Source organism: Pseudomonas sp. MYb118, assembly GCF_040947875.1.
Classification (GTDB): Bacteria; Pseudomonadota; Gammaproteobacteria; order Pseudomonadales; family Pseudomonadaceae; genus Aquipseudomonas.
On record NZ_JBFRXN010000002.1, the window covers coordinates 39412 to 62936 of the forward strand.

At 62.1% G+C, this 23525-nt stretch carries 23 protein-coding genes; 6 read left to right on the top strand and 17 right to left on the bottom strand.

The window, feature by feature from the left end; translation table 11 throughout:
* Nucleotides 1-109 precede the first annotated feature (109 nt).
* The 7 genes from ABVN20_RS05945 to ABVN20_RS05975 all read right to left on the bottom strand — a co-directional run bounded on the left by ABVN20_RS05945 (nt 110) and on the right by ABVN20_RS05975 (nt 6225).
* Nucleotides 110-613: a translation initiation factor 2 gene (locus ABVN20_RS05945; protein ID WP_368554601.1), complete on the bottom strand. Its 504-nt coding sequence runs from the start codon at nt 611-613 to the stop codon at nt 110-112.
* A gap of 91 nt (nt 614-704) precedes the next feature.
* Complete coding sequence (locus ABVN20_RS05950; RefSeq protein WP_368554602.1) at nt 705-2144, bottom strand: PLP-dependent aminotransferase family protein; 1440 nt, start codon at nt 2142-2144, stop codon at nt 705-707.
* Between the two features lie 211 nt (nt 2145-2355).
* Nucleotides 2356-3168: an OmpA family protein gene (locus ABVN20_RS05955; RefSeq protein WP_368554603.1), complete on the bottom strand. Its 813-nt coding sequence runs from the start codon at nt 3166-3168 to the stop codon at nt 2356-2358.
* Complete coding sequence (locus ABVN20_RS05960) at nt 3165-3521, bottom strand: DUF4398 domain-containing protein (protein WP_368554604.1); 357 nt, start codon at nt 3519-3521, stop codon at nt 3165-3167. Before ABVN20_RS05960 ends, ABVN20_RS05955 begins: the two co-directional genes overlap by 4 nt.
* A 9-nt stretch (nt 3522-3530) precedes the next feature.
* Nucleotides 3531-4358 carry a substrate-binding periplasmic protein gene (locus ABVN20_RS05965; protein WP_368554605.1) on the bottom strand — a complete coding sequence of 276 codons (828 nt, stop codon included), beginning with the start codon at nt 4356-4358 and terminating at the stop codon, nt 3531-3533.
* A 185-nt stretch (nt 4359-4543) separates the two neighbouring features.
* Nucleotides 4544-5473 carry an electron transfer flavoprotein subunit alpha/FixB family protein gene (locus tag ABVN20_RS05970; protein ID WP_368554606.1) on the bottom strand — a complete coding sequence of 310 codons (930 nt, stop codon included), beginning with the start codon at nt 5471-5473 and terminating at the stop codon, nt 4544-4546.
* A gap of 2 nt (nt 5474-5475) precedes the next feature.
* Nucleotides 5476-6225: an electron transfer flavoprotein subunit beta/FixA family protein gene (locus ABVN20_RS05975; RefSeq protein WP_192306085.1), complete on the bottom strand. Its 750-nt coding sequence runs from the start codon at nt 6223-6225 to the stop codon at nt 5476-5478.
* Nucleotides 6226-6771: 546 nt separating this feature from the next.
* Between ABVN20_RS05975 and ABVN20_RS05980 the strand changes: the two genes are divergently transcribed.
* Nucleotides 6772-8436, top strand: a complete 1665-nt coding sequence (locus ABVN20_RS05980) for an electron transfer flavoprotein-ubiquinone oxidoreductase (protein ID WP_368554607.1) — start codon at nt 6772-6774, stop codon at nt 8434-8436.
* A gap of 90 nt (nt 8437-8526) precedes the next feature.
* Here the strand turns inward: ABVN20_RS05980 and ABVN20_RS05985 are convergent, their stop codons facing one another.
* Together ABVN20_RS05985 and ABVN20_RS05990 are read right to left on the bottom strand one after the other, a co-directional pair.
* Nucleotides 8527-9444 (bottom strand): IS110 family transposase, encoded by a 918-nt coding sequence (locus ABVN20_RS05985; protein ID WP_368553139.1) that lies wholly within the window; start codon nt 9442-9444, stop codon nt 8527-8529.
* A 906-nt stretch (nt 9445-10350) separates the two neighbouring features.
* Complete coding sequence (locus ABVN20_RS05990) at nt 10351-11241, bottom strand: AraC family transcriptional regulator N-terminal domain-containing protein (protein ID WP_368554608.1); 891 nt, start codon at nt 11239-11241, stop codon at nt 10351-10353.
* Nucleotides 11242-11430: 189 nt separating this feature from the next.
* Between ABVN20_RS05990 and ABVN20_RS05995 the strand changes: the two genes are divergently transcribed.
* Entirely contained in the window at nt 11431-12483 is a 1053-nt protein-coding gene (locus ABVN20_RS05995; RefSeq protein WP_368554609.1) for an NAD(P)-dependent alcohol dehydrogenase, read from the top strand.
* Here ABVN20_RS05995 and ABVN20_RS06000 read toward each other — a convergent pair.
* The 6 genes from ABVN20_RS06000 to ABVN20_RS06025 form a co-directional block, all read right to left on the bottom strand.
* Nucleotides 12480-13283, bottom strand: coding sequence for an IclR family transcriptional regulator (locus tag ABVN20_RS06000; protein WP_368554610.1), 804 nt, complete (start codon nt 13281-13283; stop codon nt 12480-12482). The genes ABVN20_RS05995 and ABVN20_RS06000 overlap by 4 nt on opposite strands.
* A gap of 60 nt (nt 13284-13343) precedes the next feature.
* Nucleotides 13344-14654 (bottom strand): MFS transporter, encoded by a 1311-nt coding sequence (locus ABVN20_RS06005; protein ID WP_368554611.1) that lies wholly within the window; start codon nt 14652-14654, stop codon nt 13344-13346.
* A gap of 172 nt (nt 14655-14826) precedes the next feature.
* A complete protein-coding gene (gene dgoD, locus ABVN20_RS06010) occupies nt 14827-15975 on the bottom strand; it encodes a galactonate dehydratase (RefSeq protein ID WP_368554612.1) in 1149 nt (382 codons plus the stop codon).
* Nucleotides 15976-16022: 47 nt separating this feature from the next.
* Entirely contained in the window at nt 16023-16643 is a 621-nt protein-coding gene (locus ABVN20_RS06015; protein WP_368554613.1) for a 2-dehydro-3-deoxy-6-phosphogalactonate aldolase, read from the bottom strand.
* Nucleotides 16644-16662: 19 nt separating this feature from the next.
* Nucleotides 16663-17655 carry a 2-dehydro-3-deoxygalactonokinase gene (locus ABVN20_RS06020; protein ID WP_368554614.1) on the bottom strand — a complete coding sequence of 331 codons (993 nt, stop codon included), beginning with the start codon at nt 17653-17655 and terminating at the stop codon, nt 16663-16665.
* Nucleotides 17656-17823: 168 nt separating this feature from the next.
* Nucleotides 17824-18306, bottom strand: a complete 483-nt coding sequence (locus ABVN20_RS06025; protein ID WP_368554615.1) for an N-acetyltransferase family protein — start codon at nt 18304-18306, stop codon at nt 17824-17826.
* A gap of 192 nt (nt 18307-18498) precedes the next feature.
* Here ABVN20_RS06025 and ABVN20_RS06030 point away from each other — a divergent pair, with 192 nt between their 5' ends.
* From ABVN20_RS06030 to ABVN20_RS06045, 4 genes are all read left to right on the top strand, one after another.
* Nucleotides 18499-19701: an MFS transporter gene (locus ABVN20_RS06030; protein WP_368554616.1), complete on the top strand. Its 1203-nt coding sequence runs from the start codon at nt 18499-18501 to the stop codon at nt 19699-19701.
* Nucleotides 19702-19785: 84 nt separating this feature from the next.
* A complete protein-coding gene (locus tag ABVN20_RS06035) occupies nt 19786-20115 on the top strand; it encodes a hypothetical protein (RefSeq protein WP_368554617.1) in 330 nt (109 codons plus the stop codon).
* Between the two features lie 40 nt (nt 20116-20155).
* Nucleotides 20156-20410, top strand: a complete 255-nt coding sequence (locus tag ABVN20_RS06040) for a hypothetical protein (protein ID WP_368554618.1) — start codon at nt 20156-20158, stop codon at nt 20408-20410.
* A gap of 63 nt (nt 20411-20473) precedes the next feature.
* A complete protein-coding gene (locus ABVN20_RS06045) occupies nt 20474-20851 on the top strand; it encodes a Rho termination factor N-terminal domain-containing protein (protein ID WP_368554619.1) in 378 nt (125 codons plus the stop codon).
* 184 nt (nt 20852-21035) lie between these two features.
* On the opposite strand, the gene ABVN20_RS06050 is transcribed toward ABVN20_RS06045, so the two are convergent.
* Nucleotides 21036-21959: a PfkB family carbohydrate kinase gene (locus ABVN20_RS06050; RefSeq protein WP_368554620.1), complete on the bottom strand. Its 924-nt coding sequence runs from the start codon at nt 21957-21959 to the stop codon at nt 21036-21038.
* Nucleotides 21952-23418: a cytosine permease gene (locus tag ABVN20_RS06055; RefSeq protein ID WP_368554621.1), complete on the bottom strand. Its 1467-nt coding sequence runs from the start codon at nt 23416-23418 to the stop codon at nt 21952-21954. Before ABVN20_RS06055 ends, ABVN20_RS06050 begins: the two co-directional genes overlap by 8 nt.
* Nucleotides 23419-23525: the final 107 nt, after the last annotated feature.

The following is a 23525-nucleotide window of genomic DNA, read 5'->3' on the forward strand; positions in this document are numbered from 1 at the left end:
ACTAAAACAGTTGTTTTAAATTACTGGCCACGGGTTTTTACGCGCAATCGAGCGTGACTGACCAGTCTCCGACAAAACGTCTGGCCCAAGGGTCACAAAGGATGGGAAATCAGCGCTTGAATTCGAATTCCAGCGCAGCGCCGTCCACTTCCCGGCGCTCTTCGTTACGCAGTTGCAGTTGCATTTCGTTGCTGATCAGGCGCCCGTTGAGCTGAAAGGGGGAAGCCTTTTCGCCAAACATCTGCGGCAGCACGGCTGCGCGTTTGGGCGCGGTTACGACGCCGACGGGTTCAAGCTCCTCGACCATGTCCTGGGGCAGGCTCAGGTCCAGGTTCGCCGATGGCAGCGGGGTTTTCACGATTTCACTGGCGGGTTTGGACTTGGTGGCGATGGGCGGGCGTTTTTTCACCTTGGCCGTGGTCTTCCCGGCGGGCGTGGCTTTCTTGGCCGGGGCCGCTTTTTTGACCGGTGCTGCCTTCTTGACGGGTGCCGCCTTCTTCGAGGTCGTGCTCGCCGTGGGTTTTTCCTGGACGGCAGCCGCCACAGCGCTTTCCACCTGCAGGCTAACCATCAGGCAGATCGACAGACAGACAGAGGGAAAAATTGATTTCATGGACCCAACGGAGCTCACGGCACTATCGGCGAGGTGCCATATGCTCGCTCGTTGGGCCCGACAAGACAAGCTCGCTCAAGGGCGACTTGTATCAAAAACCTGCGGCCGTCTCCTGGCACAACTGCGTGGCCAGCATGCCCAGGGTCATCAAGGCCCGTTCGGCCTCGCGGTTCCATGGCGTGCCACAGTTGAGCCGGATGCAGTGATTGAATTGCTCGGTGTTACTGAAGATCAGCCCCGGCGCGATACTGATGCCTTGTTGCAAGGCTCGCACGTGCAGTTCCTGGGTGTTGACCCTGCCCGGCAGGCTCACCCATAGAATGAAACCGCCCGTAGGCCGGGTCATCTGCGTGCCTTCAGGGAAGTACTGCTGGACCGCGAGCTGGAAGGCGCTGAGGTTCTTGCGGTATTCCTGACGGATGAACCGCAGATGCCGGTCGTAACCGCCATTTTCCAGATAGGCGGCAATGCCCATCTGCGTGACGCTGCAGGCCGAATGGGTGCTGAACGTCTGCAAGCGCTGGATTTCCTGCTGGTACTTGCCGGCGATCATCCAGCCAATGCGCACACCCGGCGACAGCGTTTTGGAAAAGCTCGAACAGTAGATCACCCGGTCCAGCCGGTCGTAGGCCTTGAGCGCCTTGGTGCGGCCCTGCTCGAACATCAGCTCGCCGTAGATATCGTCCTCGACCACCTGGATATCGAAATCCGAGGCCAGGCGCAGCAGTTGCTTCTGCCGTTCTTCGGGCATGGTGCCACCCAGCGGATTGCCCAGGCGCGTGGTCAGCACCAGCGCCTTGATCGACCACTGGTTGGCCGCCAGTTGCAGCGCTTCCAGGCTCATGCCGGTGGCGGGATCGCTGGGGATCTCGATGACTTTCAGGCCCAGCAGGTCGGCCAGTTGCAACAAGCCGTAGTAAGTCGGCGACTCGGCGGCGATCAGGTCGCCCGGCCGGGTCAGCACTCGCAAGGACATCTGCAGGGCATCGACACAGCCGTGGGTGATCACCACTTCGGAGGGATCGACCACCACGCCGGCATCGCGCATGCGAATCGCCACCTGGCGGCGCAGGGGTTCGAAACCGGGGCTGAACATGTAGCTGAATGCCCGCGGGCTATGAAATCGGGTGACCTTGGCCAGTTGCTGATGCAGCGCACGCACCGGCAGATAGTCGACGCTCGGCACCGCCGCGCCCAGAGGAAAGACCCCTTCACGGCGGGATTCGACCAATACCTGCTGGATGATGCTGCTGCGAGTGACCAGGCCTGGGCGCTCAACCCTGGCGATGTCCGGCGTCGGCGCCGTCAGGGCGGGTGTCTGGTGCACGTAATAACCCGACTGCGGCCGGGCGCGGATCAGCCCCTGATCCTCGAGATTGGCGTAGGCCTGCAACACGGTGGCATGGCTGACGTTGAGCTGCGAGCTCATCTTGCGCACCGAAGGCACGCGCTCACCGGGTTGATAGACACCGCGGCGGATGTCTTCTGCCAGTTGTTGAGCAATACGTTGATAGAGCAGGAGGTTAGTCATGACGCAGCACTCGATTTCACGGGCATTTTATTCTTGTGTGAAACAATACCGGAACAGTTTAGAAGTGTACTGGGACAGTTGCCACAATAGTCGACAGTACAGTGCAGTGTCAGCAAAAACTGTACTGTTTTCATGAAGAACGTGCGGCGGTTCGCAGGCACAAAAAAACCCGGCGCTGTCGGGCAGGCCGGGTTTTCCAGTGACGCCGTCCTCAGCGGGCGGCGCCGAGCTGGCCTTTTTCATCGGAGAAGACGATTTCCACCCGACGGTTCTGCGCACGGCCGCGTTCGGATGCGTTCACGTCCACCGGGTATTCGTCGCCATAACCTTCGACCTGAATGCGTTTGTCGTCGATACCCAGGTCCATCAGCACATCCGCCACCGACTGTGCGCGGTCACGGGACAGCTTGAGGTTTTCCTGCTTGCCGCCGGTACTGTCGGTATACCCCTCGATACGCACGACGCGCTTGGGGTTGAGTTGCAGGAACTGGACGATTTTCAGCACCACGCGGTTGGCAGAGCTTTTGAGTTCCGCTTCACCGGTGTCGAACAGCATATCGCCCAGGGTCATCACCAGGCCACGGTCGGTCTGGGTGGTGGCGAGCGCGACAATCTGTTCCTCGAGCCACTTGCCCTGCTGCTGCACGCTGAGCAACTTGGACTCGCGCAGGGCCAGTTGCAGGCGCTGGCGTTCCAGTTCGAGTTTTGCCGCGCGCTCCTCGTTGAGCACCAGGTTGGTGTGCTCGCGGGCGATTTCGCTGTAGCGGCGACTCAGGTAGGCGTAATGCACCACGTCCGAACCACTGCCCCAGTAGCTGGACAGCCGATCGGCGCGCGCCAGCGACTCACCGGCGCGAATCACGTCCTTGGGGGCGATGCGCAATACGTTGGCATCTTCCTTGACCTTCTGGAAATCGGCGCCGGCGTCCTGCAAGGCGGACTCGCTACGCTGGCCGGCGCAGCCAGCCAGGCTCACGCAACCGGCAATCATCAGGGCCCCGACGACCTTGGACTTGAAGTTCATTGGGCGTCCCCCACTTGCTTGCGCAGTCGGGTAATGCGGGTATCGAGCACCTTCAACTGCTCCTCGCTCTTGAGGGTCAGCACTTTGGCTTCGGCCAGGCGTGCATCCAGTTCAGCCTGTTCCGCACGCATGCGCGCATGTTTGTAGGACTGATCGGCCATATCGCCCTGGGCGCGACTGAACTTGTCTTCGGCCAGTTTCATTTCCGGCACTTCGTCGGCGCTGGCGCCCACGGCCTTGGCTTGTACCAGTGCCTGCTCGGTCAGGCGGAACTGTTCATTGGGTGCCGGATCGGCTGCACACCCCGCCAGGGCCAGAACGGCCAGGGCAGCGAAAAGAGGTCGAATACTCACTAAAAATCCCTACTGTGTTGGGGCACTGACGGGGGGCTGCGGCGGTTGCGAGAGCTGGGTTTTCCAACGCTCGATGTTGCGCAGCAGCGCGGCCTCGGTCAGTCCGGACGCGGGCAATTCTGTCATCTTTTTGGCCAGCTGTCCGCGCAACCACGGATCGTTACAGGCCGAATTGTGGGAAACGGCGAGGAACAGTCCGGGTTTGTCCACCGGTTGCGCACGCGCCACCAGATCGTTGGCCATGCCCAATGTCTGCGCGGCCGCCATGCCCGAGTAACGTCCGGCGAGCACATATTCCACCTCCCCCAGCAGCAATTTCTGCAACGCCTGGGTCAGGTTCGCCGTACGCACGAGCGTCAGTTGCTGCTCCGCGAACAGGCCGAATGCCGAGGTTATCCGCGACTTTTCCGACAAGGCGCCGGGATGACCCTGCAGGTCCTGCACGTCGTTGTAGACCAGCGGCGAGTCTTTGCGCGTCCAGACGAGGTAGTCATTCTGCAGCAGCGATGGATGGATGTAGTCGAGGGTTTCCAGCTCACTGACCGTCAATGACGCATCCGCCAGCATGTCCATGCGCCCGCTGCGCACTTCTTCCAGGGCCTGGGCGCGTTTGCCGGCGTAGAGCAATTCGACCTTGATCCCCAGCTCCCCCGCCACCTGCTGCAGCAGATCGGCACTGGCGCCGATCAGGTGCCTGGGGTTTTGCGGGTCCTGCCACAGGTACGGCGGCGCATCCGGACTGCCGGTGACCACCAGGCGCTCGCACTTGCCGGCGGCGACGGACAGGCCCGGCAACAGCGCCAGCCCCAGTGCACTCAGTATCAGACGCAGATTCATACACCTCCCGTAGTTCCCCCTGTAGGAGCGAGCTTGCTCGCGATTAGCGGTGGGTCAGACACGTAGGAGTCGACTGAACCACCGCCATCGCGAGCAAGCTCGCTCCTACAGGGAGGGCAGAAAAAATCGAAAGCAAAAAAAAGCCCGACCAAAAGGTCGGGCTCTTTATAGGTCAAGCAGCTGGATTAGACCAGCTTCTCGAACTCTGGGATGGCTTCGAACAGGTCAGCCACCAGGCCGTAATCGGCCACCTGGAAGATCGGCGCTTCTTCGTCCTTGTTGATCGCAACGATCACCTTGGAGTCTTTCATGCCGGCCAGGTGCTGGATCGCGCCGGAGATACCGACCGCAACGTACAGCTGTGGCGCAACGATCTTGCCGGTCTGGCCGACCTGCATGTCGTTGGGTACGAAACCTGCGTCGACCGCGGCGCGCGAAGCACCGACGGCAGCGCCCAGCTTGTCGGCCAGGGCGTACAGGTGTTTGAAGTTGTCACCGTTCTGCATGCCACGGCCGCCGGAAACGACGATCTTGGCAGCGGTCAGTTCCGGACGATCGGACTTGGCCAGTTCTTCGCCAACGAAGCTGGAGATGCCTTTGTCGTGCGCAGCACCCACGGCTTCAACGGCAGCCGAACCACCTTCAGCGGCAACCGGGTCGAAACCGGTGGCACGCACGGTGATCACCTTGATCGCAGCGGTCGATTGCACGGTCGCGATGGCGTTACCGGCGTAGATCGGACGCTTGAAGGTGTCGGCGCTTTCCACCGAGATGATCTCGGAGATCTGGTCGACATCCAGCGCAGCAGCAACGCGCGGCAGGATGTTTTTACCGTTGGAGGTCGCGGCAGCCAGGATGTGGCTGTAGCTCTTGCCCAGTTCGGCAACCAGCGGAGCTACGTTTTCCGGCAGCTGATGCGCGTAGGCCGCGTTGTCAGCGTTCAGGACCTTGCTCACGCCAGCGATTTTCGCAGCGGCTTCAGCCACGGCACCCGCGCCCTGGCCGGCGACCAGTACGTGGATGTCGCCACCGATTTTGGCAGCGGCAGCAACGGTGTTCAGCGTGGCCGGGGCCAGCGCCTTGTTGTCGTGTTCAGCGATTACCAAGATAGTCATGGTCAGATCACCTTCGCTTCGTTTTTCAGTTTCTCGACCAGTTCAGCCACCGACTTGACCTTGATACCCGCGCTGCGTGCCGCAGGCGCTTCGACTTTCACGGTCTTGTTGGTGGACGCGGTGGAAACGCCCAAAGCGTCCGGAGTCAGCGTCTCGAGAGGCTTCTTCTTGGCTTTCATGATGTTTGGCAGGGACGCGTAGCGCGGCTCGTTCAAACGCAGGTCGGTGGTGACGATGGCTGGCAGTTTCAGCGAAACGGTCTGTGCGCCGCCGTCGATTTCGCGGGTCACGGCAACGCTGTCGCCGGACACTTCGACTTTCGAAGCGAAGGTGCCCTGACCGTAGCCGCTCAGTGCAGCCAGCATCTGGCCAGTCTGGTTGTTGTCGCTGTCGATGGCTTGTTTGCCCAGGATCACCAGCTGCGGCTGCTCCTTGTCGACAACGGCCTTCAGCAGCTTGGCAACGGCCAGGGAAGTCAGATCTTCAGCGGATTCGACGAGGATGGCACGGTCGGCACCCAGGGCCAGCGCGGTGCGCAGTTGCTCCTGAGCGGTGGACGGGCCGACGGAGACGACGACGATTTCAGTCGCAACGCCCTTCTCTTTCAGGCGTACGGCTTCTTCCACTGCGATTTCGCAGAAAGGGTTCATCGACATCTTCACGTTGGCGAGGTCGACGCCGGAATTGTCCGCCTTGACGCGGACCTTGACGTTGTAATCCACAACGCGTTTGACAGCTACAAGAACCTTCATGGATTCCTCGTTACTCTCCGGTGAAAAGAAAGTCGCCTAGGCGAACCTGGCGGTTGATGCTCATCGGGCGCAAGGGCACCTCCAAAAACGCCGGCCTGTGTGTCAAGTGACCCTCGTTCACGTTGCCGATGACCGTTCGTCAGTGGTGACTGATCGGTCATTGCATTTCATGACGTGTAAACTGTGCGGTTCACCCACGCAGCCCATCACCTTCTACCGCCATCGCCCTGTCTTTAGAGGTGCTCTTGAAACCACCAGTCAGCCTACGGCGAGCGCAAAACCGACCGTATCTTGACCGGAACACCTATTCCGGTCAATACGGCAAAATAGCCGTTCATAAGCCGCGTGACTTTGATTTCTCTGGCTTTGAGCCATTTCAAACAAACGTTTGTATTGGACGATAAGAGTGGTGTAGATATAATGCGCCACCCAGAGAGAAAGGTGGCTCATCGATTGTCCGCTTCCTTGGCTTGTGCAGGGATTCATGGATGCGACACCAAACTCCAAATAGAAAAAAACCGTTGAGCCCTGAGTAGGAGAAAACCTGTGGAACGCGAATACATGGAATTCGACGTCGTCATCGTCGGTGCCGGCCCCGCTGGTCTTTCCGCTGCCTGCCGTCTGAAGCAGAAGGCCGCTGAAGCCGGTAAGGAAATCAGCGTCTGCGTGGTCGAAAAAGGCTCTGAAGTGGGTGCTCATATCCTGTCCGGTGCCGTGTTCGAACCACGCGCCCTGAACGAATTGTTCCCGGACTGGAAAGAACTCGGCGCCCCGCTGAACACGCCGGTCACCCGCGACGACATTTATGTCCTGAAGAACGCCGACAGCGCGCAGAAAATTCCTGACTTCTTTGTGCCCAAGACCATGCACAACGAAGGCAACTACATCATTTCCCTGGGCAACCTGTGCCGCTGGCTGGCCCAGCAGGCCGAGAACCTGGGCGTGGAAATCTACCCGGGCTTCGCTGCCCAGGAAGCGCTGTTCGACGAGAACGGCGTAGTGCGCGGGATCATCACCGGTGACCTCGGCGTCGATCGCGAAGGTCATCCGAAAGAAGGCCTGTACACCCCAGGCATGGAACTGCGTGGCAAATACACGCTGTTCGCCGAAGGCTGCCGCGGCCACATCGGCAAGCAACTGATCAAGCGCTTCGACCTCGACACCGAAGCCGACGCCCAGCACTACGGCATCGGCCTCAAGGAAATCTGGGAAATCGACCCGGCCAAGCACCAGCCTGGCCTGGTGGTCCACACCGCCGGTTGGCCGATGGACATCATGGGCACCGAAAACACCGGTGGCTCGTTCCTCTACCACCTGGAAAACAACCAGGTGTTCGTCGGCCTGATCGTCGACCTGTCCTACAGCAACCCTTACCTGTCGCCGTTCGACGAGTTCCAGCGCCTCAAGCATCACCCAGTGCTCAAGCAATACCTGGAAGGCGGCAAGCGCATCAGCTACGGCGCACGCGCCATCTGCAAAGGTGGCCTGAATTCGTTGCCGAAGATGGTGTTCAAGGGCGGCGCGCTGATCGGTTGCGACCTCGGCACCCTGAACTTCGCCAAGATCAAGGGCAGTCACACCGCGATGAAGTCCGGCATGCTCGCGGCGGAATCGGTGGCTGACGCGCTGTTCGCCGACAAGGACGGCACCGAGGAACTGACTTCGTACGTCGAGGCGTTCAAGAACAGCTGGCTGCACGACGAACTGTTCGCCAGCCGCAATTTCGGCGCGGCGATCCACAAGTGGGGCGCCATCGTCGGTGGTGGTTTCAACTGGCTGGACCAGAACATCTTCGGCGGCAAAATGCCGTTTACCCTGCACGACAACAAGCCGGACTATGCGTGCCTCAAGCTCGCGGCCGACAGCAAGAAGATCGACTATCCAAAACCGGACGGCAAACTCAGCTTCGACAAGTTGAGCTCGGTGTTCATCTCGGGGACCAACCACGAAGAAGAACAGCCTTGCCACTTGAAACTGACCGACCCGAGCATTCCGCTGACCAAGAACCTGCCGCTGTATGACGAGCCGGCCCAGCGGTATTGCCCGGCGGGTGTGTATGAGGTGGTGACTCAGGAAGATGGTGAGAAGCGCTTCCAGATCAATGCCCAGAACTGTGTTCATTGCAAGACTTGCGACATCAAGGATCCTGCACAGAATATTACCTGGGTAACACCGGAAGGTGCTGGCGGCCCGACTTACCCGAACATGTAAGCCGATCGCTCGAACAAAAAGGCTCCCTGCACGGGGGTCTTTTTGTTACCCGCAATCCTGTGGGAGCAACTGTCTTACCCATACCGCTCATCACCGCCACTCCGTGCCGTCTCGCAGCATGGCGTTGAGTCTGATCAGCAGTATTCGCATGCAGGCGATGAGCGCGACTTTTGCGCTCTTGCCTCGCTCGCGTAAAGCCTCGTAGCGTGTTTTGAAGTCTGCCTGGTGGCGGATTACGACCCAGCAGGACATGTAGAGCGCACGTCGGACCCGAGCTCGTCCCCCGTAAATCTGGCGCTTCCCGCTGTGATTGCCGCTGTCATCGTTGTACGGCGCGATGCCGGCCAACGCCGCGATCTCCCGGCGATTCAGCTCACCAAGTTCGGGCAAGTAAACCAGCAAACTGGCGGCAGCCACTGTGCCGATGCCTTTAACAGCAATCAGCCGCTCGGTTTTCTCTGCATCCAGGTCGCGCATGCTTTGGTTGATGGCTTTGCCGAGTTGCCTGATCTGTACCTGCAAATAGCGAATGTGTTCTTCGATCATGCCGACAACTGCTGGCAACTGGGCTTGTTGAAGCCGACGCTTGTTGTCGTCTCGTTGCTGAACCAAGTGTTCGCGTAGCTGAATCAGCTCGCGTAGAGCCTCTCGCTGGGGCGAGATTACTGGGTCGCAGGGAGCATGCAGAGCTTCGGCGAACGCGGCCAGGACAGCGGCGTCGATCGGATCGGTCTTGGCATTTTTGCCCATTGCCACAGCAAAGGCTCTGGCTCGCCGGGGATTGATCCTCAGCACGTTGAAGTGCGCGTTTTGCAAGGCGACCATGCTCTGGCGCTCATAACCGCCCGTAGCTTCCAGCAGAACCCGGCCAACTTCGTAACGGTTCAAGCGCTGGATCAGCTCAACGAAGCCTTCAGAACTGTTTGGAACATCAAAGCCGTCGTTCTGTGGTTGAACCCAGACAACGAGCTTTGATTTGGAGATATTGATGCCAACCCAGGAAATCATGACAAAACCCTCTTACACTCAGAAGTGAGAGTGCTCTGGCTTTGCCCACGCTTGTGATTCGAGTGGCGCTCGTCTAACTGTTCGGGCTTATGGGCCAGAGTGGAAAGGTGGATGGCAGCTCGGCTCCCCCACGTGCTTCAAGCACCGCGGACTCACAGCTTGCCATCCACCCCTCTCACCTCTGATTTTATTCCCTGATCAAGACACAAGCGGGCTTGCTCGCGATGGCGGTCTTACGGTGTACATATCCATTTCTGCGGGTGCGGCGGCTTAAGGTTCCGCCCTTACGGCGGGTGACTTTGGGGCCCTGTAGGAGCGAGCTTGCTCGCGATGGCGGCCTAACGGTGTACATATCCATTGCTGCGGTCACGGCCGCCTAAGGTTCCGCCCTTACGGCGGGTTACTTTGTCGCGCCAAAGTCACCAAAACGCCCGGCCCCTGACGTACGGCCCTTCGCTGGCGCTCCGGGTTCCCTCGCTCCGGTCCTGCTCCGTGGGCCCGCCGCCATCGGCCATCCTTGGCCGAGGGCGGCTAACCCGGCATCCTTGCCGGGTTGCCCACTGCGCAGAACCTCCACTCGGCCTTCCGACGGGGCAATCTGTGGCGCCTGTGGGATCGTGGTTTTGCTTTCTGTGGGAGCGGGCTTGCTCGCGATGGTCGTTAACGGTGACGCGGGCGGTCTGAATGACTGCGGTGTCTGGGCTACCATCGCGAGCAAGCTCGCTCCTACAGGGGGGCGTGCTCGGCTTTTGATCTTGATCTTTTGTGGGAGCGAGCCTGCTCGCGATGGTCGTTAACGATGACGCTGGCTGTCTGATATCCAGCGTTGTCTTGGGCTCCATCGCGAGCAAGCTCGCTCCTACAGGGAATCCGGGAATGCGGGAATTCGGGGATACGATTTCCTTCTCACGCTGCGCGCTCATCGCCGGGGTTGCGTTCGAAGTAGCGTTTGTATTCGCGGCTGAATTGGGATGTGCTTTGGTATCCCACGCGGTGCGCGACCTGTGCCACGCCCAGGCCTTCGGTGACCAGTAATGCCTGGGCCTTGAGCAGGCGCAGGCGTTTCAGGTACTGCACCGGCGACAATAGCGTGCTGCGCTTGAAGTGCGCATGGAAGGTCGAGGCGCTCATGTTCGCGCAGTTGGCCAGGGTCTCGACGTTCAACGGTTCGGTGAAGTGCCCGTGCAGATGATTGAGCGACGCGGCGATCCGGGCGAATTGTCCCTGTTGTTCGACCAGGGCGCGTAGCACATCGGCCTGCGGCCCGCGCAAGGCGACGTACAGCAACTCGCGCATGCGCGCCGGTCCCATGATCCGGCACTCCAGCGGATCGTGCAGGCAGCGCAACAGCCGCTCGACACAGCCGCGCATGCCATCGTCGAGCACCGCCGAGGTCATGGATTCGGGCGTCTGCGCCGCCACGGTCCGCCCGGGCGCCAGCCCCATGGCCAGCACCAGTTCACCGAGCACCACCCGGTCGATGGCGATGGACACGCCGAGCATCGGCCCGTCAGGGGCGGAGAAGGTCTCGCACTCAAAAGGCACCGGCAACGCCTGGATCAGGTAGTGACCGGCGCCGTACTCCATCGTGCGCGGGCCCAGATACGCCAGTTTGCTGCCCTGGGCAATGATCACCAGGCTCGGTTCGTAGATCTGCGGACCACGGGCCACATCGCAACTGGCGCGCAACACCTGCACGCCCGGCAACGCAGTGGGCACGAACCCCTCGCGTGTGGCCAGTGGTTCGATCAAGCCAACCAGGGTGGCATTGGCATCAAGGTGACGGGTCAACAACATCGGCATTCTTCAAAAAAAGTCACGGAAAAAGGGATGCAAACATGATCGCAGGTCTGACGGCCAATGCGACCCATCCGGGGTACATGCCGGAGGAATAGGCATGACACCCGTAGGAATCGCCATGGCTGGCAATGGGCGCGGCGCCCAGAATGCGCCGCCTCAATTGTCACTGCTTTTGCGAGGTTCACCATGTACACCGCCATCGGCTACGCCGCCCAGTCGGCCACCACTCCCCTCGCCCCGATGAAATTCGAACGACGCAGCCCAAGGGCTGACGATGTGGCCATCGACATTCTGTATTGCGGCGTCTGCCATTCCGACATCCACCAGGCCCGCAACGAGTGGGGCATCGCCGTTTACCCGCTGATGCCCGGCCACGAGATCGTCGGCAAAGTTACCGCTGTCGGTGCGAATGTCACCCGGCACAAGGTCGGCGACCTGGTCGGCGTCGGCTGTATGGTCGACTCCTGCCGTCAGTGCTCCGCCTGCCAGGCCGACCTCGAGCAATATTGCCTCGAAGGCCCGACCATGACCTACGCCACCCCGGACCGGGTCGATGGCAGCAACACCATGGGCGGTTACTCCGACAGCATCGTGGTCAGCGAGCATTTCGTCGTGCGCATTCCGGAAAAACTCGATCCGGCCAGCGCCGCGCCAATCCTCTGCGCCGGCATCACCACCTACTCGCCGCTCAAGCACTACGGGGTCAAGCCGGGCGACAAGGTCGGCATCCTCGGCATGGGTGGCCTGGGGCACATGGGCATCAAGTTCGCCAAGGCCATGGGCGCCGAGGTGACGCTGTTCACCCGCTCGGCGAGCAAGGCTGAAGAAGCCCGCCGCCAGGGCGCCGACCACGTGATCGTGCCCACCGATGCGCAGCAGATGCAAGCGGCCGCCGGCCGGTTCGACTTCCTGCTGGACACCATTCCGGTGCAGCACGACCTCAACCCGTACCTCGACACCCTGCGTTTCGACGGTGTGCACATCCTGGTGGGGCTGATCGAGCCGGTGGACCCGCCGGTCCACGCCGGAAAACTGGTGATGAGCCGCCGCGTGCTGGCCGGCTCCCTGATCGGCGGCATCGCAGAAACCCAGGAAGTGCTGGATTTCTGCGCCGAACACAACATCAGCTGCGACATCGAAATGCTCGACATCCGCCAGATCAACGAGGCCTACGCCCGCATGATCGCCGGTGACGTGAAGTACCGCTTCGTCATCGACATGGCCACCCTGAAGGTTTAAACCTTCAGGCCAAGCTCCGCCGACAGCCGGGCTGTGACCCCTTTGATCAGGGGAATCAGCTCGGCCATTTTTTCCAGGGGCATGTACGGCACGGTACTGGCAATGCTGATGCCGGCGACGATGCGCTTGCTGGCATCGCGCACCGGTGCGGCGACACAGCGGATCGACGGTTCGTTGTCTTCCAGGTCGAAGGCGTAGCCACCGGCGACGTACTCGACCATGCGCTGGCGGAACTGCGCCCAGGATTGCTCCGGGTGTTGCGGCCAGAACTGATTTTTCCCACCTGCCGGCAAGCTGACTTCGTACAGCCGCTGCCATTCTTCCTCGGCGTCATCCAGCATCAGCGCCTTGCCGATGCCGGTGCGTGCCAACGGCATGCGATGGCCGACCCGCGAACGCATTTCCGGACCATTGCGCCCCGGATTCTTGTGCAGATACAGGACCTCGTCGCCTTCACGAATCGCCAGGTGCACGGTGTCGCCGGTCAGCGCCGAAAGCTCGTCCAGGTAAGGCCCGGCCAGGGTCACCAGCGGCAGTTCCTCGCGCGCCTGGAAACCCAGCTCGATCAACTTCGGCCCCAACAGGTAGCCGATCTGCGGCACCACGCGCAGGTAACGCTCGTCTACCAGGCAACTGGCCAGGCGATGCGTGGTGCTGCGCGTCGTGCCGATCAGCCGGGCGATTTCCTTGAGATCGCGGGCGCCACTGGCCACGGCCTGCACCACACCCAGGCCACGAAGCAGAGTCTGGGTACCGGTGGGTGCAGCGTCCCGGGTGTTTTTGGCAGCGTCTTCCTGCATATCCAGCCTTTAGCGTTGAGCGAGAGAACGGGCGGCATTATGGTCGCCCGAGGGCTGCGACTACAACTTGATGCGTTCGACCTTGCCCACCAGCAGGATGTAGGACAACGCCCCGACCAACGCCAGAACCGAGATATAGGTAATGGCAGGCGCGAAGGAATCACCGCTGGCGAGGAAACCGATGACGATCGGCGTGGCAATCGCCGACAGGTTGCCGATGAAGTTGAACACGCCACCGGTCAATCCCAGCAGACGCGCCGGTGCCAGGGTCGACACCAGCGACCAGGTGATCGACGCCAGGCCGTTGCCGAAGAAGGCCAGCGCGAGGAAAGCGATCACCAGCGGCGTCGACTCGACGAAGTTGGCGCCGATGATCGAAGTCGAAATCAGCAGGCCGCCAATGATCGGCAACTTGCGGGCAAAACCCACGGTGTAGCCGCGACGGATCAGGAAGTCGGAGAAGAACCCCGAGCACAACACGCCGACGAAGGCCGCGAGAAACGGCAACGAGGCGAGCAAGCCGGACTTGATGAAGTCCATGCCGCGGTACTTCACCAGGTAGGTCGGGAACCACGTCAGGAAAAACCACAACGTCGAGTTGAGGCAGAACTGGCCGAGGTAGATGCCCCAGAGTTTGCGCTTGGTCAGCACGATGCCCAGGTCGCTCCAGCTGAACTTGGCCTTGACCTTGGCTTGTTCGTTCTGAATGTCCACCAACCCGCCGCCTTCGCGGATCAGGTCGATTTCCGCCTGATTGGCGCCCTTGAAATCCCGCGGTTCGCGATACACCGCGTACCAGATCGCCGCCCACAGGATGCCCACCGCGCCGGTGGTGACGAACACCATGTGCCAGCCGAACTCATGCTGCAGCCAGGCCAGGACCGGGGTCAGGAACGCCAGGCCGACGAATTGCCCGGAGGTGTAGAAACCGATGGCTGTGGCGCGCTCGCGCTCGGGGAACCAGGTGGTGACCACGCGGCTGTTGATCGGATACGCCGGGGCTTCCAGGGCACCGACCGCCATGCGCAGGACGAACAGCGCGATGAAGCTGGCGGCGAAGCCGAGCATCACCGTGGCGATCGACCACAGCAGCAGCGCCGCGGTGTAGAGAATGCGCGGCGGCACACGATCGACCAGCCAGCCGCCGGGGATCTGCATGGCGGCGTAGGTCCAGCCGAACGCGGAGAAGATCAGGCCGACGTGGATCGGGTCGATGCCCAAGTCACTGGTCAGTGCCGGCGCGGCGATGGACAGGTTGCTGCGGTCCAGGTAGTTGATCACCACGGTGATGAACAGCAGGACCATGATGAAAAAACGCTTGCGGCTGGGCGTCACCAGTGACGCCTGTCCGGTGAGGGTTTGCGGTTGCATGGGGGTGCCTCTTTTTATCTTTATTGAGGTCGAGCTGAAGCGCTGCGGCAGTCCCCTTGTGGGAGCGGGCTTGCTCGCGATAGCGGTGTGTCATTCGACAACGATGCCGGCTGACAAACCATCGCGAGCAGGCTCGCTCCCACAGGGAAAATTGGGATGAGTCAGATGGAACTCACCACTCGGCAAAACTGCCATCGGCATGGCGCCAGATCGGGTTGCGCCAGCGGTGGCCGACCGCTGCGCGTTCGATCACGTACTCCTCATTGATCTCGATGCCCAGGCCCGGGCCGTTGGGGATCTTGACCATGCCCTGGTCGTAGTCGAACACCCGTGGGTCTTTCACGTAGTCGAGCAGGTCGTTGCTCTCGTTGTAGTGGATGCCCAGGCTCTGCTCCTGGATGAACGCGTTGTAGCAGGCCGCGTCCAGTTGCAGGCAGGCCGCCAGGGCAATCGGGCCCAGCGGACAATGCAGCGCCAGCGCCACGTCGTAGGCTTCGGCCATGTTGGCGATCTTGCGCGTCTCGGTGATCCCGCCGGCGTGGGACGCGTCCGGCTGGATGATGTCGACATAACCTTCGCTGAGCACCCGCTTGAAGTCCCAGCGCGAGAACAGGCGCTCGCCCAGGGCAATCGGCGTGCTGGTCAGTGGCGCCAGTTCCTTGAGCGCTTCGTAGTTTTCGCTGAGCACTGGCTCTTCGATGAACATCAGCTTGTACGGGTCCAGCTCCTTCATCAGCACCTTGGCCATCGGCTTGTGCACCCGGCCGTGGAAGTCCACGCCAATGCCGACGTTCGGGCCGACCGCATCACGTACCGCGGCAACGTTGGCCAGGGCCAGGTCGACTTTGTCGAAGGTATCGAGGAACTGCAGTTCTTCGGTGCCGTTCATCTTCACCGCGGTGAAGCCACGGGCCACCGCTTCCTTGGCCGCACGCGCGGTGTCCGCCGGGCGGTCGCCACCGATCCACGAGTACACGCGAATCTTGTCACGCACCTGGCCACCGAGCAGATCGCTGACCGAAACGCCCAGTGCCTTGCCCTTGATGTCCCACAACGCCTGGTCGATACCGGCCAGCGCGCTCATGTGGATGGCGCCGCCCCGGTAGAAGCCGCCACGGTAGAGCACGGTCCAGATGTCTTCGATGTTGCGTGGGTCCTTGCCGATCAGGTAGTCGGACAATTCCTCAACGGCCGCCGCCACGGTGTGGGCACGGCCCTCGACCACGGGCTCGCCCCAGCCGGTCACGCCCTCGTCGGTTTCGACCTTGAGGAAACACCAGCGCGGCGGAACGATGAAGGTGGTCAGTTTGGTGATTTTCATCTGATTGTCTCTCTTGTTAGATGCAGCGCTCGCGGCGCCCGAAATGCTTAGCGAAGGGCCTTCCAGGCCGTGACGTAGGCCTTGGCATTGGCCGCCACTTTTTCTGGCGTCATGCCGGGTTTGAACAGCCCGGAACCGAGGCCGAAACCTTTGACGCCAGCGTCGATGAACACTTGCATGTTGTCCGGGGTGATGCCGCCCACCGGCGCCAGGATGGTGCCGGCCGGCAATACGGCGAGCCAGGCCTTGACCACCGCCGGGCCCATTTGCTCGGCCGGGAACATCTTCAGCACATCGGCGCCTTCGGCCAGTGCGGCAAAGGCTTCGGTCGGCGTGGCGACACCCGGCGACAGGAACAGCCCCGCCGCTTTCGCCGCCCGCAACACCTTGGCGTCGCTGTGCGGCATGACGATCACCTGGCCGCCGGCGGCCTTCACTTGCTCGACCTGTTCCGGAGTCAGCACCGTCCCCGCGCCGATCAGGCAATCGGCGGGCAAGGTGCTGCGCAGGATGCGGATACTTTCGTACGGCTCGGGGGAATTGAGCGGCACTTCGATGACGCGAAATCCGGCCGCGTACAGGACTTCGCCAATGGCCGCCGCTTCTTGCGGGCGCAGGCCGCGCAGGATGGCAATCAGACCGTTTTGCGCCAGGGCTTGCTTGAGCATGTCAGACCTCCAGTCAGGTTTAACGCGAGGGTTGTTGAGGAACGAGACCAGCAGCGACCGCCAGTTGCCACAAGCCGCGCTCGGTGGCCTGTGCGGCCAGGGTCACGCGAGAGAAACCGCAGGCATCGAGGGCCCGGCTGTAACGCGCGCAGAGTTGGTCGTTGCCGATCAGGATGATCGACGGCAGATGCACGGTGTAGCGCCGGCGGCGCAGCACGGCGGCCAGCGCGCTCAGCTCATGGCCGATCAGCAGGCCGGACAGGTAGTCCGCCTGGGCGGTGCCATTCAGTTCGCCGGTCAACCCGAGGCTGCGGGCACTGAACAGGGTCGACAGCGGGCCGATTTCGCCCTCGGTCGACAGCGCCACCTGCACGCCACGGTCGAACGCGGCGCCATCGAAGGCAGCACCGCGTTGCTGGGTGCGCCCCAGGATGCTGTGGTCGCTGAGGACGGCGAAGACTTCACCGGTCATGAAAGTGTCGAAATGCACGATGCAGCCATCGGCCACTTCCACCCATTTCGAATGGCTGCCCGGCAGGCCGATCAACAGATCGTCGCCCTTGCCTTGCACCAGGGTTTGCAGCACGCCGAGAACCTGGGTTTCTTCGCCGCGCATCACATTGGGCAGGCGCGAACGCTGGATCACCCCCGGCACGATGTGCACATCGACGCCGCGCACACTGCGCACCGTTTGCAGGGAAGTGCCGAGGTTGGCCACGTTGGCCGGGGTGTCGCGATAGGCCGCTTCGCGCCACCCCTGGGCACTGCCGACCATGCCACAGGCAATCACCGGCAAATCGGGTTGCGCATCCAGCCAGTCGCCACAGGCCTCATCGAAGGCCAGTTCAAAACCGTCGGTGCACATCACGCCGGCAATGGTTCGCGGGGTGACGGGCAACTGCATGATGCCGCACGACAGCGAGCGCTGTTCCAGCACCTGGCCATCCGCAGCAAGTTTGTAAGCACGTAATGAGGTTGTCCCCCAATCGAGCGCGATCAATTGCGCCAGCATCGCTTCACCTGTTTTGTTTATTGGGCAGTGAGTGAGCCGGACTATAAACCCGCACGCGGGATAATCTCAATATATAAATATCAATCCCATATTATGGGATAAAGGCAAAAAAAGATCACAGTGCCTGGCAAGCCCCAGACGCTGCGATCTTCAGTGCGCATTCGACGCTTATTTGCCCTCGGCGAACTCACGCAACACCGCACCATCCATCCGATAACGGACCCACTCCTCCTGCGGTTGCGCGCCGAGGGACTTGTAGAAGTCGATGGCCGGGGTGTTCCACTCCAGCACGCTCCACTCGAAGCGCCCGCAGTCATTGGCGCAGGCGATTTTCGCCAGGTGACGCAGCAGGGTCTTGCCGGCACCGCCGCCGCGTTGTTCGGGCGTGATGTACAGGTCTTCGAGGTACAGGCAGTTGCTGCCCAGCCACGTCGAATAGCTGAAGAAGAACACGGCGAAACCGATCGGTACGCCGTCGCGCAGGCAGATCAGGCCATGGGCCGTGGCGCCTTCGCTGAACAGGCTGCGCTCGATGTCGGCGACGCTGGCGATGACTTCGTGGCGGGCGCGTTCGTAGTCGGCCAGTTCGGTGATGAACCCGAGGATTTGCGGGGCATCGCTCGGGGTCGCCGGGCGGATCTCGATGGTCATGGACGGGCCTTCGTCAAAATGGAAAACGCCATGGTATGTCGATGCGGCGCACGCGTCACAGGGATTTGTCGCCAGCCCTGGCACATTACTCCGGCCATTGCTCATCCTGAAATCGAGAACCACAGACCTAACATGCTCGGCTTGCGTGATAGATAGATGACTCTTCGCATCAACGGGTCAAGGAACCGCGTCATGTCCAGTGCTCCACCGCAAGTCTCGCGCAAGCTGTTCGGCATCTTCTGCCTGGCCAGTTATCTGTTGTCGCTGTCCTATGGCTCGACGTTTCTGTTGTCACTGCTGATCGGCGCGCGCGGTGGTAACGAACACGACGCCGGCAGCGTGATTTCCGCGGCGATGCTCAGCACGTTCGCGGCGGTGATCGTCTCCGGGCATTTGTCCGATGCATTCGGCGCGGCGCGCTCGATTGCGCTGTTCGGCGTGCTGCTGGTGGCCGCCAGCCTGGGGTTCGCCCTGACGCCGGGCTTCGGTCAGCTGCTGCTGTTTTTCGGCTTGCTGCTGGGGTTGGGCTGGGGCGTGTTCTATACGCTCGGGCCGATCATCGTCGCCAGCCTGGTCGCGCCGGCACAGCGCGCCAAATACTTCGCCCTGCTGTCGGGCAGCATGATGACCGGCATCGGTAGCGGTCCGTTGCTGGGGCGTGCGGCCAGTGCCTTGGGCTACCCGCTGACGTCGGCGTTTTATCTCGCGGCCCTTGCCAGCCTGATCGGCGTGCTGCTGTTCTGGCGCCTGGACGCGCAGTTGAAAAAAGCCCCCTCGCCCACCGCCAGCGTCGCGCGCATTTCCAGGCGCGCCACGTTTGAAGTGCTGTCGTCCAGGGCGGTGCTGCCGATTGTCATGGTGGGCCTGGGCGGTTGCGTCTTCGGTGGCCTGTCGAGTTTTCAAACCAGTTACGCGGTGTCGCGCTCGCTGGATTACTCGCTGTTCTTTTTCGGCTTCATGGGCGCGGCCATCAGCAGCCGCCTGCTGATCGCCGGCTTCGTGGTCAAGCGCGATCCGTTGCGCGCCTCCTGCCTGTTGTCGGGGCTGATGATGGGCTCGATCGTGCTGTTCGGGTTTGTCGTCGACAGCGGCGTCACCTACGTGCTGGCGGCGATGACGCTCGGCGTCGGCTACGGGCTGACGTACTCGGTGATCAACGGCCTGGCGGCCAACGAAGCCCCCAGCGGCACCACCGCACAAGCGTTGCTGTTGTTCAGCTTGTCGTACTTCATCGGCGTGTTCGGCTTTCCGTTGCTGGCCGGCAAGATCATCGTCGAACAGGGCATGAGTACACTTTTGCTGACAATTCTAGCGGTGGCGTTGTTGAACTGGTTGATCACCGTGGGCCGCCTGCTCTGGCGTCGGTTCAACGTCAGGACAGCGCAGCCGGCCTGAACCGTTCGTCGTTCATCAGGCACCAATCCGAAGCGGGGGCGGACCAACATCAGGTAAGGACTTCAATTGAAATGGAGATAAACCATGCTCATGTCCCGACTGATCGCCCTCACCTTCACAGCCTTGCTGTCCTCTGCGGCCTTCGCTGACACCACCGCCTCGGGGACCGGTCCAACCGACCCGATCACCAAACCCAAATCCCCCGCCATCCAGAGCGCGCCCGGTATCAACACCGATGGCGGCAGCGTCGATCACAACCTGCCGCCGTCCACCGGCACCGACCCACGCACCCAAGGCAACGACACCGGTCGTCAGGGCGTACCCGACGGCACCACACCGGACAACGCCGGCCCCGGCACCGGCTCGAAAACCACCACCGGTGGTTCGGGCTCCGAAGGCGGCAGCAATCAGTAAATCGTCACGCCAGTAATCCACTGCCATGAAAGAGGTAACCATGAACGTCGATGAAACCCTTGAGAAAGAAGTCCTGACCCGTTTGCTGCATGCCCACCCGAGCGGCCTGGGCAAGGAGGTCCTGGACAATTACCGGGGCGAGAAAGTCGTGGCCAGCACCCTTGCCACGTTGCAGCAGCGCGGTCTGATCCAGCAGGGGCATGTGGTGTGCAACGAGGCTGGCGAACACTCGCTGAACCTGCCGATCAAGCTGAGCGCCGCCGGGGTCGAGGCGGCCCGTAAACTGGACGTCTGACGCGACGAAATCAGGTCGCTGCCGCGGGTGGCGACCTTCGATGCAAACACCGGGAGAACTGCCATGCCTCGTGGAAGCAAAGACAAATACACCGCCGAACAGAAGCGCAAGGCCGAGCACATCGAAGCGAGTTACGAGCACAAGGGAGTCTCGAAGGATGAGGCCGAGGCGCGCGCCTGGGCCACGGTCAACAAGCAATCGGGCGGCGGCGAACGCAGCGGCTCGGGCCGCAAGAAACCGGCGCGGGCCAAGGCCGAAGACCGCCAGGAATCCGCACGGCGGGCAGTGGCCAGCCGCGAGGGACACTCGCGGGGCAGCCAGGCATCGCGAGACACCCAGACCGTCGCCAGCCTGAAGAAAGAGGCCTCGGCGAAAAAGATTCCCGGGCGCTCGACCATGCGCAAGCAGGAGTTGATCGAGGCGTTGCGCAAGGCGGGTTGAGGTTGGATTTTGTGTAAGTGCTGATGCCACCCCTGTAGGAGCGAGCTTGCTCGCGATGGGGCCGGTTCAGACACCAGAGTTTTATGATGATGCTGATGGCCTCATCGCGGGCAAGCCCGCTCCTACAGGTTCGCCGCGAGCCTCTGTGGGAGCGGGCTTGCTCGCGATGGGGCCGGCTCAGGCTCTACAAGGACTCGCTGATAAACGCATCCACCTCATCCCCCCCAGGCGCCGTCGCCGGCCCCCAGCGCGTCACCGCCAGGGCGGCTGCCGCATTCGCCCGGCGCGCCGCTTCGAGTGCTGGCAAGTCATGCGCCAACCCTGCGACGAACACCCCGGCATGGGCATCCCCGGCGCCATTGCTGTCCACCGCTTCGACCGCAAACCCCGGCACATGCGAACGCTCGCCACGCTGCTCGATCCAGCACCCGCGAGGCCCGTCACGCACCACCAGCAACACCGACGGCGACAGCAGCGCCGCCAGACGCTCCAGCGCCACGCCAATGTCCGCCGCGCCGGTAACCTTCAGCGCCTCGACGCTGTTGCTGGTCCACGCATCAATGCGCGGCAACAACGCGCGCAGCAACGGCGCATCCGGTGAATCCACCAGCGGCCCCGGGTCGAACACCACCTTGACGGCAGCGGGCAACCCCAGCACCCAATCCACCAGCGCCTGGGCCTTGCCGACCTGCAGCAAGCTGTAGCCGCTGACGTAGACGTAGTCCCCGGCCTCGGCCGCGACGCCCGCCAACTCTTCAGCGCTTACCTCGCCCTCGGCGCCAATGTAGGAAATGAAACTGCGCTCGGCCGACGCATCGGTCACCGCCACGCACAGTCCGGTGTCACGCTCGGCCGGTTGCGCAATGCCCAGGCCAATGCCCTCGGCCTGCATCGCCTCGCGGGCCAGGTCGCCGAAACGACCGGTGCCATGGCGGCCCAGGTACACCACCGGCAAGCCGTTACGTTGTGCCGCCGCCATCACGTTGAAGCCGCCGCCGGCTTCGAAACCGGCGGACTGGGCCAACACATCGCCACCCGGTGGTGGCAGCTCGTCTACAGCCAAGACCAGGTCGATGATGACCTGGCCGGTGTGCAACATCTTAGGCATGGGCATTCTCGATGACAGCGGCGCGACGATCCCTGGCCCCGCCGAGGACGAAGTAGATTCCGCCGGCCACCAGGAACGTCACGATCCAGCCCAGGCCGTTATGGCCCAGCCACGAATCGGAAAGGAAACCACGGAACCACACGGTCTGCTCGGTGGTGCCAATGGTGGTGAAGCTGAAGCCCAGCACGATCGCCACCGCCCAGGCCCCGAACGCACGCCACTCGACGCCGCCGCGATACCAGTAGGCGCTGCTCGGGCTGACGTCCAGCAGGTCGGTGGGGCTGTAGTAATGACGGTGGATCAGGTCGACGACGAAGATCCCCACCCACGCCGTGATCGGTACCGCCAGCAGGGAAATGAAGGTGATGAACGGCCCGTAGAAACTGTCGGCGATCAGCATGAAGTAGATGGAACCGGCGAAGATCGCCACGATGTCGACCACCACCGCGTACACGCGCTTGACCTTCAGGCCCAGGGTCAACGTGGTCAGGCCGGCGGAGTACACCGACAGGTTGTTCGACAGCAGCAGGCCGCCGAACGCGGTGATCAGGTACGGCACGGCCATCCAGGTCGGCAGCATGTCGCGGATCGCCACGATCGGGTCCGTGGCCGAGGCCAGGTCGTTATTGCCCACCGACAGCAGACCGCCGAGGGTGATCAGCAGCACCAGCGGAATCCCCGCACCGAACGCCGCCGACGCCACCAGGCGCACGGCCTTGACGCTGCGATGCTGGTAGCGCGACATGTCCGCACCGGCGTTGGCCCAACCGATACCGGTGCCCGCCGCCATGGTGCCGATGCCGATGATCATCGCGCTCATCGGCGCTGGCGTGGCGTTGAACACGGCGCTCCAGTCGATGGTGGCGCAGAGAAAACCACCGACCAGGATGTTCAGCGCGCCGAACACGTAGGTCGCCCACTTCTGGATCACCAGCAGCGTCGCATGGCCAAGGCCCGACACCGACAAGGTCAGCAGCACGAAGATCGCGATGAACACCAGGGTCAGCAGCGGCGCGCTTTTGGCTTCCACCGGCGAGCCGAACAGGATCGAGCACAGCGACAGCAGCACGAACGCGGCGGTGGTGGTGTTGACGGTTTCCCAGCCCAGGCGCGACATCAGCGACACCAGGGTCGGGCCGATGTTGCCACGCACGCCGAAGATCGCCCGCGACAGGGTCAGGCTCGGTGCGCGGCCACGACGACCGGCGATGGAAATGATGCCGACCACCGCGAAGGAGCCAGCAGCGCCGAGAATCGCGACGATGATCGCCTGCCAGATCGCCAATCCGCGAAACGCCACCAGCGTGGCCCCCAGCGGCAAGCCGAGGATGGAAATGTTGGCGGCGAACCAGACCCAGAACAGTTGCAGCGGATGGCCGTTGCACTCCGCTTCCGGGACCGGCTCGATCCCCCGGGTTTCCAGCTGCCCGGCGCTTTGCCCGGCGTTAGATGAACTCATGTAAAAGGCTCCTGTTGCCATTTTTGTGGTTGTGGGCAATTGCAGAAATCGACAAAACATCCCGGCGGTCCTGGCCGTGTTGTGCGATCCATTGCGGTGAATAATTC

What these genes read in the sequence shown, in the direction of transcription:
- ABVN20_RS05945 (WP_368554601.1), bottom strand. Translation starts at nt 613, where the DNA reads ATGAAATCAATTTTTCCCTCTGTCTGTCTGTCGATCTGCCTGATGGTT.
- ABVN20_RS05950 (WP_368554602.1), bottom strand. Translation starts at nt 2,144, where the DNA reads ATGACTAACCTCCTGCTCTATCAACGTATTGCTCAACAACTGGCAGAA.
- ABVN20_RS05955 (WP_368554603.1), bottom strand. Translation starts at nt 3,168, where the DNA reads ATGAACTTCAAGTCCAAGGTCGTCGGGGCCCTGATGATTGCCGGTTGC.
- ABVN20_RS05965 (WP_368554605.1), bottom strand. Translation starts at nt 4,358, where the DNA reads ATGAATCTGCGTCTGATACTGAGTGCACTGGGGCTGGCGCTGTTGCCG.
- ABVN20_RS05970 (WP_368554606.1), bottom strand. Translation starts at nt 5,473, where the DNA reads ATGACTATCTTGGTAATCGCTGAACACGACAACAAGGCGCTGGCCCCG.
- ABVN20_RS05975 (WP_192306085.1), bottom strand. Translation starts at nt 6,225, where the DNA reads ATGAAGGTTCTTGTAGCTGTCAAACGCGTTGTGGATTACAACGTCAAG.
- ABVN20_RS05985 (WP_368553139.1), bottom strand. Translation starts at nt 9,444, where the DNA reads ATGATTTCCTGGGTTGGCATCAATATCTCCAAATCAAAGCTCGTTGTC.
- ABVN20_RS05990 (WP_368554608.1), bottom strand. Translation starts at nt 11,241, where the DNA reads ATGTTGTTGACCCGTCACCTTGATGCCAATGCCACCCTGGTTGGCTTG.
- ABVN20_RS05995 (WP_368554609.1), top strand. Translation starts at nt 11,431, where the DNA reads ATGTACACCGCCATCGGCTACGCCGCCCAGTCGGCCACCACTCCCCTC.
- ABVN20_RS06000 (WP_368554610.1), bottom strand. Translation starts at nt 13,283, where the DNA reads ATGCAGGAAGACGCTGCCAAAAACACCCGGGACGCTGCACCCACCGGT.
- ABVN20_RS06005 (WP_368554611.1), bottom strand. Translation starts at nt 14,654, where the DNA reads ATGCAACCGCAAACCCTCACCGGACAGGCGTCACTGGTGACGCCCAGC.
- dgoD (WP_368554612.1), bottom strand. Translation starts at nt 15,975, where the DNA reads ATGAAAATCACCAAACTGACCACCTTCATCGTTCCGCCGCGCTGGTGT.
- ABVN20_RS06015 (WP_368554613.1), bottom strand. Translation starts at nt 16,643, where the DNA reads ATGCTCAAGCAAGCCCTGGCGCAAAACGGTCTGATTGCCATCCTGCGC.
- ABVN20_RS06020 (WP_368554614.1), bottom strand. Translation starts at nt 17,655, where the DNA reads ATGCTGGCGCAATTGATCGCGCTCGATTGGGGGACAACCTCATTACGT.
- ABVN20_RS06025 (WP_368554615.1), bottom strand. Translation starts at nt 18,306, where the DNA reads ATGACCATCGAGATCCGCCCGGCGACCCCGAGCGATGCCCCGCAAATC.
- ABVN20_RS06030 (WP_368554616.1), top strand. Translation starts at nt 18,499, where the DNA reads ATGTCCAGTGCTCCACCGCAAGTCTCGCGCAAGCTGTTCGGCATCTTC.
- ABVN20_RS06035 (WP_368554617.1), top strand. Translation starts at nt 19,786, where the DNA reads ATGCTCATGTCCCGACTGATCGCCCTCACCTTCACAGCCTTGCTGTCC.
- ABVN20_RS06040 (WP_368554618.1), top strand. Translation starts at nt 20,156, where the DNA reads ATGAACGTCGATGAAACCCTTGAGAAAGAAGTCCTGACCCGTTTGCTG.
- ABVN20_RS06045 (WP_368554619.1), top strand. Translation starts at nt 20,474, where the DNA reads ATGCCTCGTGGAAGCAAAGACAAATACACCGCCGAACAGAAGCGCAAG.
- ABVN20_RS06050 (WP_368554620.1), bottom strand. Translation starts at nt 21,959, where the DNA reads ATGCCTAAGATGTTGCACACCGGCCAGGTCATCATCGACCTGGTCTTG.
- ABVN20_RS06055 (WP_368554621.1), bottom strand. Translation starts at nt 23,418, where the DNA reads ATGAGTTCATCTAACGCCGGGCAAAGCGCCGGGCAGCTGGAAACCCGG.